General features: G+C 31.1%; 8 protein-coding genes. All 8 read left to right on the forward strand.

Going from position 1 to position 9,869, the window contains the following annotated elements; all coding sequences use genetic code 11:
- The coding region (locus tag QZ824_RS08945) for an OmpA family protein (RefSeq protein WP_291275678.1) at nucleotides 1–552 on the forward strand (552 nt) is incomplete at its 5' end.
- A 129-nt stretch (nucleotides 553–681) separates the two neighbouring features.
- Nucleotides 682–1,860, forward strand: a complete 1,179-nt coding sequence (locus QZ824_RS08950) for an AIR synthase related protein (protein WP_291275679.1) — start codon at nucleotides 682–684, stop codon at nucleotides 1,858–1,860.
- 56 nt (nucleotides 1,861–1,916) lie between these two features.
- A complete protein-coding gene (gene guaA, locus QZ824_RS08955) occupies nucleotides 1,917–3,446 on the forward strand; it encodes a glutamine-hydrolyzing GMP synthase (protein WP_291275680.1) in 1,530 nt (509 codons plus the stop codon).
- Between the two features lie 105 nt (nucleotides 3,447–3,551).
- On the forward strand, nucleotides 3,552–5,465 hold the full coding sequence (locus tag QZ824_RS08960) for a LysM peptidoglycan-binding domain-containing protein (protein ID WP_291275681.1): 1,914 nt from the start codon (nucleotides 3,552–3,554) through the stop codon (nucleotides 5,463–5,465).
- Between the two features lies 1 nt (nucleotide 5,466).
- Nucleotides 5,467–5,871 (forward strand): OsmC family protein, encoded by a 405-nt coding sequence (locus QZ824_RS08965; protein ID WP_291275682.1) that lies wholly within the window; start codon nucleotides 5,467–5,469, stop codon nucleotides 5,869–5,871.
- Between the two features lie 3 nt (nucleotides 5,872–5,874).
- A complete protein-coding gene (locus QZ824_RS08970) occupies nucleotides 5,875–6,099 on the forward strand; it encodes a DUF3820 family protein (protein ID WP_291275683.1) in 225 nt (74 codons plus the stop codon).
- Between the two features lie 121 nt (nucleotides 6,100–6,220).
- The gene (locus tag QZ824_RS08975) at nucleotides 6,221–7,828 is read left to right on the forward strand and encodes a CTP synthase (protein WP_291275684.1); all 1,608 of its coding nucleotides are present in this window, start codon (nucleotides 6,221–6,223) and stop codon (nucleotides 7,826–7,828) included.
- Nucleotides 7,829–7,891: 63 nt separating this feature from the next.
- Nucleotides 7,892–9,772, forward strand: coding sequence for a membrane protein insertase YidC (gene yidC / locus QZ824_RS08980; protein WP_291275685.1), 1,881 nt, complete (start codon nucleotides 7,892–7,894; stop codon nucleotides 9,770–9,772).
- Nucleotides 9,773–9,869 lie beyond the last annotated feature (97 nt).

Here is a 9,869-nt window from a genome sequence, read left to right on the forward strand (position 1 = left end):
GAAAAAGGAGCAAAATCAAAAAATAAAGCAGAAAATAGAAAAGCAATTATTCATTTTTTATTAGAAAAAGATTTAGCTAAAGAAAATGAAATTCTAGGAATTAAACCTAAAGTTGAAACTCCAGCTGTATTAATACCTATTGAAGAAGTAGATATGCATTTTCCTATTGATGCAACTTTAGAAGAAAAAGTAGCTTTGTCTAAACCTGGAACCTTAATTGTTTTGCCTGAAATACAATTTTATAAAAATTCGTTTGGAATAATGCCATCCTCAAAAAAATCAATTGACGAATTGATTTACATTATGGACAAAAATCCTAATTTAAGAATTGAAATTCAAGGTCATATTTGTTGTGTTACTAAAGACCATAATAATTTATCTTTAGAGCGAGCTAAACAAATACGTCGTGTATTAATGGTAAATAGTATTAGACAAGATCGAGTTGTTGTAAAGGGCTTTGGTGTATCAAAACCAAAATTTTCCATTCCAGAAGCCAATGAAGAACAAGCCGCAGCCAATAGACGAGTAGAAATTATGATTTTACAGAAGTAAAAGCGACTGGTCAATATGTCGATTTTTCAAAGTGTCTATTCTAAATAATATGATACATTCGCCTATTTAAAATATTGTCTAACTAACATATTTTTTATACTTTTGCGCAAACAACAACAACACAACATAATGAGCGCTGAAGCAAGTCAACGTTACAACCTTAGAGGTGTTTCTGCATCTAAAGAAGATGTACATAATGCCATCAAAAACATTGATAAAGGTTTATTTCCAAAAGCCTTTTGTAAAATTATCCCCGATTACTTAACCAATGATGAAAACTATTGTGTGATTATGCATGCTGATGGAGCAGGTACAAAATCGTCTTTAGCTTACATGTATTGGAAAGAAACGGGTGATTTATCAGTATGGAAAGGAATTGCACAAGATGCCTTAATCATGAATATTGATGATTTATTATGTGTAGGAGCCACTGATAATATTTTACTATCAAGTACCATTGGACGTAATAAAAATTTAATTCCTGCTGAAGTGATTTCTGCGATAATAAACGGTACAGAAGCGTTGATTACCGATTTAAAAAAACATGGTGTTACGATTCATTCAACAGGTGGTGAAACTGCAGATGTAGGGGATTTAGTTAGAACGATAATCGTTGATTCTACTGTAACGGCTCGAATGAAACGTTCAGATGTTATTGATAATGCCAATATTCAATCGGGAGATGTAATTGTTGGTTTGGCATCTTTCGGACAAGCTACTTATGAATCGTCTTATAATGGTGGCATGGGAAGTAATGGTTTAACTTCTGCTCGTCATGATGTTTTTGCAAAATACCTAGCTGAAAAATATCCCGAAAGTTATGATGCTTCCGTTCCGAATGATTTAGTGTATTCTGGACAAGTAAAATTAACAGACGCTGTAAAAAATAGTCCAATTGATGCAGGTCAATTAGTTTTATCACCGACTAGAACTTACGCTCCGGTAATTAAAAAAATTTTAGAAAAATATACCTCAAAAGATATTCATGGCATGGTACATTGCAGTGGTGGGGCACAAACTAAAGTGCTTCATTTTGTAAATCAGGTACATGTAATTAAAGATAATTTATTTCCGGTTCCTCCTTTATTTCAATTAATTCAAGAACAATCCAAAACGGATTGGAAAGAAATGTACCAAGTGTTTAATTGTGGTCACAGAATGGAATTGTATGTTCCTGAAGCAATTGCAAATGATATTATTGAGATTTCTAAATCTTTTAATATCGACGCACAAATTGTGGGTAGAGTAGAAGCAAGTGATAAGACTGAATTGACCATCACTAGTGAATACGGAACTTTTAAGTATTAATCATAAACGAGCTTTTTTTTGAATATTAACAAAATAAAGCTCCTAATAAATAAGCAATGCAACACAACGTTTTAATTTTAGATTTTGGTTCTCAATACACGCAATTAATTGCAAGAAGAGTGAGAGAATTAAATATTTTTTGTGAAATTTTTCCCTATAATAATATTCCGGAGGATTTAGATAATTATAAAGCTGTAATTCTTTCTGGAAGTCCTTTTTCTGTGCGAGCTGAAGATGCTCCTCATCCTGATTTATCTCAAATTAGAGGTAAAAAACCATTGTTAGCGGTATGCTATGGAGCGCAATATTTAGCCCATTTTTCAGGTGGAGAAGTGGCGCCTTCAAATATTAGAGAATACGGTCGTGCTAATTTGACTTTTATTAAAGACGATGAATTATTTTTCGATCAAGTAAATATTAATAGTCAAGTTTGGATGAGTCATTCAGACACCATCAAACAATTACCAACAAATGGTGTTAAATTAGCCAGTACTAAAGATGTTGAAAATGCTGCTTATCGTATTGAAGGTGAAACTACTTACGCCATTCAATTTCATCCAGAAGTTTACCACTCGGAAGACGGTAAACAAATGTTAGAAAATTTCTTGGTTCGAATCGCTGAAGTGGAACAAAATTTCACACCAAATGCTTTTGTTGACGAAATTGTAGCTGAAATGAGAGCTAAAATAGGTTCAGATAAAGTAGTGTTAGGTTTGTCTGGTGGAGTAGATTCTACAGTAGCTGCAGTTTTATTGAATAAAGCAATTGGAGAAAACTTGTATTGTATTTTTGTTAATAATGGTTTATTACGTAAAAATGAATTTGAAAATGTATTAAACCAATACAAAGGAATGGGGTTAAATGTAAAAGGAGTAGATGCTTCGGCACGCTTTTTGAATGAATTAGCCGGACAAGATGATCCTGAAACGAAACGTAAGATTATCGGTCGTGTGTTCATTGAAGTATTTGATGATGAAGCCCATTTATTAACTGATGTGAAATGGTTAGGTCAAGGTACTATTTACCCGGATGTAATTGAGTCAATATCTGTAAAAGGTCCTTCTGCAACAATAAAATCACATCATAATGTAGGTGGATTGCCAGATTTTATGAAGTTGCAAGTGGTAGAGCCGTTACGTATGTTGTTTAAAGATGAAGTACGTAGAGTAGGTAAAACTTTAGGAATTGATGATGAATTATTAGGTCGTCACCCTTTCCCAGGTCCTGGATTAGCTATTCGTATTTTGGGGGATATTACTCCAGAAAAAGTGAGTATTCTTCAAGAAGTTGATGCTATCTTTATCAACGGTCTAAAAGAGCATGGCTTATACAACAAGGTATGGCAAGCGGGTGCAATATTATTACCTGTGAATAGTGTAGGGGTAATGGGCGACGAGCGTACATATGAAAAAGTTGTAGCGCTAAGAGCCGTTGAATCTACTGATGGAATGACTGCTGATTGGGTGCATTTACCTTATGAATTTTTAATGAAAATTTCTAATGAAATTATCAATAAAGTTAAAGGTGTAAATAGAGTAGTATATGATATTAGCTCTAAACCACCTGCAACAATTGAGTGGGAATAAAAATATTGAATGTTTAATATAATGAAAGGTAATTTATCAGTTTCAATTTAGAATTAGTATTTTTGGATTGAAATTTTGAGATTACCTTTTTTTATTTTTTTAGTTATGAGAAAATTATTTTTATCAGGAATACTTACTTTTATTTTTACAATTACAGTTTTTGCGCAGTTAAAGCATACTATTGTAAAAGGAGAAACTCTTTATAGTATTTCAAAAAAATACCAAGTAACTCCTGAAGAAATCATTAAATTAAATCCAGAAATTAAAAAAGGACTTAAAGAAAATGTTATAATTACAATACCCGTAAAAAGTAAAAAAGAGTATTTTTCATCTGATAACAAATCAAAATTTATTAAAAATGAATATGTAGTTCAAACTGGAGAAACGTTGTATGCTATTTCACGTAAGTTAGGTGTTTCTGTTGATGAACTAATTAAAAATAATCCAGTTGCTAAAAATGGTATTTCACCAGGTCAAAAATTAACTTATTTAATACTAAATAAAACTGGAACTACTGAAAAATTTACTGTAAAGAAAGAAATTCCTTTGATGTATAAAATTCAAGCAAAGGAGACAAAGTATAGCCTTTCTAAGAAATTTGATATTTCAATTTCTGAATTAGAACGATTGAATCCTCATATTAAATCTGATGTAAAAACTGGAGATACTATTCGGTTGACTGAAAAAATTGAATTACCTAAAAGTAGCAAAATAATAGTAGTAAATAAGAATGGCACTGATCATTTTTTTGATTACACGGTTCAATCAGGAGAAACCTTATATAGTATTTCGAAGAAAAACAATGTAGCAATTGAGAAAATAATTGAGAAAAATCCTAGTGTAACTCAAGGACTATCTACTGGTTTTGTTTTGAAATTACCCTTAGTTGAAGGAAAACAGTTAGCTAAAAATAAGGATTCGGTCACTGGAAATAAGCGTAAAGTAAATTTACTCGAAACAGTTAATTTTTCTAAAGAGCGTAATTTAGTTTTATTGATGCCATTCAATATTAATCGTATAGAGAATGATTCAACTAAAACTAAAATAGAATATCTGAAATCGGATAAATTTTTAAATATTACATTAGATTTTTATGCTGGAGCATTAAAAGCCATCGATTCTGCTAAAGTTTTGGGTTTGCCCATTAAAGTAAAAGTTTTTGATGCAGAATCTTCTAAATATTCCTCAAATGTTATTTCAATTATAAAAAATAATGATTTTTCGACTACGGATTTAGTTATTGGACCGTTTACTAATTCATTTGTTGAAACTGCAGGTGAACTTTTAATGGATAAAAATATTCCTATTATTTCTCCTTTAATGAAAGATGGAGGAAAAGGGGGTAAAAATGTGTTTTATGCTATGCCTTCAGAAGATATACAAAGAGAAGAACTATTCAATTATTTAAAATCGAAATCGGATGCCATTTTTGCTATCCATAGTTCTGCTCGTACCTCTTTATCTGCTTACATCGCAAATAAAGTGACTGGGGTAAAATCATATTCATTTAATGATAAAGGTATTTTAGATTTTACTACATTAAAAGCACAATTAGTTAAAGGGAAAAAGAATTTTATTATTCTAGATTCTGATAAAATTATGCAAGTTTTGTCTGCTGTAAATCAATTAATTGGATTTAAAAAAGAATTTGATATTCAATTAGTCGTAACTGAATTCAATGACGCTCTCGATTTCGAAGATGTTACAATAAAAAAATTAGCTTCTTTAAAATTGCTATATCCATCAGCTATTAGAGAAAATGATTCTAAAGAAGCATTAAATTTTGCTTCAGCATATAGAAAAGATAATAAAGTAATGCCTAATCAATATGCTACTCGTGGATTTGATGTTACCTTTGATGCTATATTGAGAATGTGTCAGGAAAACGGATTTTCGGCTACTGTAGATGAAGTAGAAACAGAACAAATTGAAAGTCAATTTAATTATGTAAACAACAATAATAGAGGAGTTTACATGCTCTATTATAATGATGATTTAACTATAAAACAAGCAAAATAATATGCCAACATCAAAAGTTACTTATTTGGGTGAATTAAGAACTTCTTCAATTCATATTAATTCTGGTAGTGAAATTATTTCTGACGCTCCATTAGATAATAATGGAAAAGGGGAAGCTTTTTCTCCAACAGATTTAGTTGCTAATGCTTTAGCTAGTTGTATGTTTACCGTAATGGGAATAAAAGCAAGAGAAATGAATGTTGATTTCTCAGGATCAACAGCTGATGTGACTAAAATTATGGGGACAGAACCGAGAAGAATTATAACAATTCAAGTTGTTTTTAGAATGTCTATTTCTGTGGATGAGAAAACAAGAACCATTCTAGAGCGCACAGCAATGACTTGCCCTGTCTTTTACAGTTTACATCCAGATATTAAGAAAGAGATTATTTTTAATTGGAAGTAAGACTTGGAAAAAGAACAACTTATAAAATTAGCTCATACTAAAATGCCTTTCGGAAAATTCGAAGGGCGTTTTCTTATTGATTTACCTGAGCCATACATTGTTTGGTATAAAAATAAAGGGTTTCCTAAAGGTGAATTAGGACAACAATTACAACTAGTCTATGAATTAAAGTTAAATGGTTTAGAGGATTTAATTCGTAATATCAAAAAACAATTTCCAACGCTTTGATATTTATAAAAAAATCAATCAATTGAGTTCTTTATTAATTGGCACATTAGCTAATTAATATTATCTTTGCACGTTTTTTAATTAGAACACAACAACACACAACTAAAATAAACAACACACAATGAATCAGACCAAGTATATTTTCGTTACTGGTGGTGTAACTTCTTCTTTGGGTAAAGGAATTATTGCAGCATCTTTAGCAAAATTATTACAAGCAAGAGGGTATAGGACAACTATACAAAAATTTGATCCTTATATTAATGTAGATCCAGGTACACTTAACCCATATGAGCATGGCGAATGTTATGTAACTGACGATGGTGCGGAAACGGACTTAGATTTAGGACATTATGAAAGGTTTCTAAATGTACCCACTTCTCAAGCTAATAATGTAACAACTGGTCGAATTTATTTATCGGTAATTGAAAAGGAAAGACGTGGTGAGTTTTTAGGAAAAACGGTGCAAGTGGTTCCGCATATTACCAATGAGATTAAAGAAAGAATGCAATTGCTGGGTAAGTCTGGCGATTATGATATAGTAATTACTGAAATAGGGGGAACCGTTGGTGATATTGAATCGTTGCCTTATATTGAATCGGTTCGTCAATTATTGTGGGAATTAGGTGAAGAAAATGGAATTGTAATTCATTTAACATTAGTTCCTTATTTATCTGCCGCAGGTGAATTAAAGACGAAACCTACGCAGCATTCAGTAAAAACATTGATGGAAAGTGGAATTAAAGCTGATATTTTAGTTTGCAGAACAGAACATGAATTATCTGCTGACTTACGTCAAAAGTTAGCTTTATTTTGTAATGTGAAAAAAGAAGCAGTAATTCAATCGATTGATGCTTCTACAATTTACGACGTTCCTAATTTAATGTTAGAAGAAGGCTTAGATAAGGTAGCTTTAAAGAAATTAAATTTACCAGAAAAGGCGGCTCCAGATTTAAAACAATGGAATGAATTTTTACATAAACATAAAAACCCTAAATATGAAGTAAATATTGGTTTAGTAGGTAAATATGTTGAGTTACAAGATTCGTATAAGTCTATTTTAGAAGCCTTTATTCATGCAGGTGCTTCTCAGGAAACAAAGGTAAATGTTGTAAGTATTCATTCTGAGTTTCTTGATAAATCAAATATTGCAGACAAATTAAAAGGTTTAGACGCCGTTTTAGTGGCTCCTGGATTTGGTGAAAGAGGAATTGAAGGTAAAATAGAAACAGTACGTTATGCTAGAGAAAATAAGTTACCTTTCTTAGGAATTTGTTTAGGAATGCAAATGGCGGTTATCGAATTTGCTCGAAATGTATTGGGATTAAAAGATGCCAATTCAACTGAAATGAACGCGTCAACTGCTGCGCCTGTAATTAGTTTGATGGAAGAACAAAAAACAGTTACGGACAAAGGTGGTACTATGCGTTTAGGAGCTTGGAAATGTGAATTGAAAGAAGGAACTTTGGCTTATAAAATATATGGCAAATCGGCTATTTTGGAACGCCATCGTCATAGATATGAATTTAATGGTGATTACCTAAAAGAAATGGAATCAGCAGGATTAGTTGCTTCTGGATTAAACCCTGATACTGGTTTAGTTGAAGTAATTGAATTGCCGAATCATCCATTCTTTGTTGGTGTACAATATCACCCAGAATATAAAAGTACAGTTGTAAATCCACATCCACTTTTTGTTGGTTTGGTGAGTGCTGCTGTAAAAAATAAGTAATTATTGTATCATTTGATAGAATAATGCGACTAACTGAAGACGCAAATATTTGAAACACTAAAAATGGAAGAAAAAAAGTTTGATTTTAAATCTTTTATTGGATTTACATTAATTTTTGGAATCTTAATGTGGATGATGTATAACAATCAACCCACTAAAGAAGAACTAGCAGAACAAAAAAAGAAAGAATTAGCAGAAAAAACAGCTAAATCAGAAAAGCCTCAATCGGTTACTAATTCAGTTGCTACAAATGATAGTGTAGCATCACCTGAATTAAAAACTAAATATGGTGCTTTTGCTTATGCCGCTACTTTACCTACAGCTAAAGATCAAGTTACAGAAATTAAAAATGAAGTTCTTAGCTTGAAAATAGCTAACAAAGGTGGTTACATTGAGGAAGCTACTATACTAGGATTTGAAGCAATAAAAAAAGGTTCAAAGGAATTAGTTCAGTTAATTAAAAAAAATAATGCTTCATTAAACTTAGTTCTTACTACTAAAGAAAATAAAACTTTAAATACTAAAGACTTGTATTTTGAACCTAAACTTACAAAAGAAGGCGAAAATCAAGTATTAACTATGCAATTAAAAACGGGTGAAAATCAGTTTTTAGAGTATCGTTATGTGTTGAAACCTAAACAATACATGTTAGATTTCTCAATCCGCACACAAGGTTTAGAAAATGTATTGAATACCTCTAAAGCTTCTGATTTAGAATGGAATCTTAAAACGTTCAGAAACGAAAAAAGTGTTTCTTATGAAAATAGATATACTGAATTAGTTTATGAATATGAAGGAGATAAAGACGATTATCTAAGCGCTGCAAAAGATGATGAAGAGCAAGTGGAAAACGTAAGTTATATTGCTTATAAACAACACCTATTTACTTCTATTCTATTGACAGATACGCCTTTTAAAACAGCTGATTTAAAGTCGGATAACTTAGTTGATGATGATAAAAAAGATACCGTTTTCACTAAAAATTTTAGTGCTAAAATGCCTCTTGAATTTAAGAATGGTGCTTTAGCATATACTATGAATATGTACTATGGTCCAGCGAAATATGAGATTTTAAATGACTACAATAAAAATTTAGACGAAATTATCTCATTAGGTTGGGGAATTTTCGGATGGATCAATAAATATGTATTTATTCCAGTTTTTGGAATTTTATCTGGATTTTTACCTTATGGTTTAGCTATTATATTCTTAACAGTTTTAGTTAAAATAGTTTTATCTCCAGTTACTTATAAATCGTTTCTATCTCAAGCAAAAATGAAGGTTTTACGTCCTGAAATTGCAGAAATTAACGAGAAGTTCAAGGATAATCCAATGAAAAGGCAACAAGAAACGATGTCTTTATACTCAAAAGCAGGAGTTAATCCAATGGCGGGTTGTATACCAGCTTTATTACAAATGCCAGTATTATATGCTTTGATTTATTTCTTTCCTGCTTTATTCGATTTAAGACAACAATCATTCTTATGGGCTGACGATTTATCTTCTTATGATAGCATTTTTAAATTACCATTCCATATACCATTATATGGTGATCACGTTAGTTTATTCCCAATTTTGGCTTCGGTTGCTATTTTCTTTTATATGAAAATGACTACTGGTGATCAAGCGATGCAAACACCACCCCAAGAAGGAATGCCAGATATGAGTAAAATTATGAAAGTGATGATTTATGTATCGCCAATCATGATGCTATTTTTCTTTAATAGTTATGGATCAGGAATGAGTTTATATTATTTCATGTCTAACCTAATCACTATTGGTATTATGTTAGTTATTAAGTATTATATTATCGATAATGATAAAATTCATGCACAAATTCAAGAAAATAAAACCAAGCCTAAATCGGAATCTAAATTTCAAAAGAAAATGCGTGAAATGATGGAACAGGCAGAAGCCCAAAAGGCGGCGCAAAAGAAAAAATAATTGCTAAAAACCTGTTCTTTTGAACAGGTTTTTTTTATGATACACAATAAAAAGCAAAAAATGCAATTATATATAAAGTAATGATGAATATTAATAT

Origin of the sequence: Flavobacterium sp. (assembly GCF_021151785.1) — a bacterium.
GTDB lineage: Bacteria > Bacteroidota > Bacteroidia > Flavobacteriales > Flavobacteriaceae > Flavobacterium.

Bases quoted from the DNA above. Each gene is read 5' to 3' on its own strand.
- yidC (WP_291275685.1), top strand. From the start codon at position 7,892: ATGGAAGAAAAAAAGTTTGATTTTAAATCTTTTATTGGATTTACATTA.
- QZ824_RS08960 (WP_291275681.1), top strand. From the start codon at position 3,552: ATGAGAAAATTATTTTTATCAGGAATACTTACTTTTATTTTTACAATT.
- QZ824_RS08975 (WP_291275684.1), top strand. From the start codon at position 6,221: ATGAATCAGACCAAGTATATTTTCGTTACTGGTGGTGTAACTTCTTCT.
- QZ824_RS08965 (WP_291275682.1), top strand. From the start codon at position 5,467: ATGCCAACATCAAAAGTTACTTATTTGGGTGAATTAAGAACTTCTTCA.
- QZ824_RS08950 (WP_291275679.1), top strand. From the start codon at position 682: ATGAGCGCTGAAGCAAGTCAACGTTACAACCTTAGAGGTGTTTCTGCA.
- guaA (WP_291275680.1), top strand. From the start codon at position 1,917: ATGCAACACAACGTTTTAATTTTAGATTTTGGTTCTCAATACACGCAA.